Annotated in this window: 1 protein-coding gene; it reads left to right on the top strand. The window is 68.6% G+C overall.

Features of this window, described 5'->3' with window-relative positions; translation table 11 throughout:
* On the top strand, window positions 1-770 hold a 770-nt coding region (locus A5750_RS19810; protein WP_156664372.1), incomplete at both ends, for a M28 family peptidase.

The following is a 770-nucleotide window of genomic DNA, read 5'->3' as shown; positions in this document are numbered from 1 at the left end:
CAGCTACCCCGTCGACCAGGCGTCGTTGTTGGTCCAGACTCCGCCCGGTGGCCTGACCGGCCAGCCCGTCCGGCCCGCCCAGCCCTCGGGCTGTGCGGCCAGCGACTATCCGGCCGCGCTGCCCAAAGGCTCGATCGCCGTCGTCGACGACGCGCGTTGTTCGGTGGTCGACAAGCAGAACAGCGCGGTGGCCAAGGGCGCCGCCGCGCTGGTCGTGCTCAGTGCGCCCGCGGGCCAGGGCGCCCCGGCCACCTTGTTCAATCCGGGCTATTTCAAGCAGCTGACCGTGCCGGTCGCGGTCGCGGGCAGGTCCGCCGCGACCGCGCTCGCCGACACGAGTGCGCCGATACATCTGGTGCTGGACGCCCAGAACACCAAAATCACATCGCGAAACGTGCTGGCGCAGACCAAGACCGGTTCGCCGCACGAAGTGGTCATGGTCGGCGCGCATCTCGACAGCTCGCGTGGCGGTCCAGGCATCAATGACGACGGATCCGGGGTCGCCGCGGTGCTGGAAACGGCGCTACAGCTGGGGCCATTGGCTCCGGTGAACAACGCCGTGCGGTTCGCGTTCTGGGGCGCCGACGAGGACGGGCTCAACGGCGTAATGGATTACGTGTTCGGCCTGGACAGCGACCAGCTCAACGATCTCGCGATGTACCTCAACTTCACCAGGCTGGGTTCCCCCAACGCCGGCTTCTTCACCGACGACGGCGATCAGTCCGGTCCGCCGGCGCCCGGGGTGACTTACGCGGACATCCCCGACGGCT

The sequence above is a fragment of the Mycobacterium sp. 852002-51613_SCH5001154 genome (assembly GCF_001667425.1).
Lineage (GTDB): Bacteria > Actinomycetota > Actinomycetes > Mycobacteriales > Mycobacteriaceae > Mycobacterium.
This window is presented reverse-complemented; position numbering and strand designations above follow the sequence as displayed.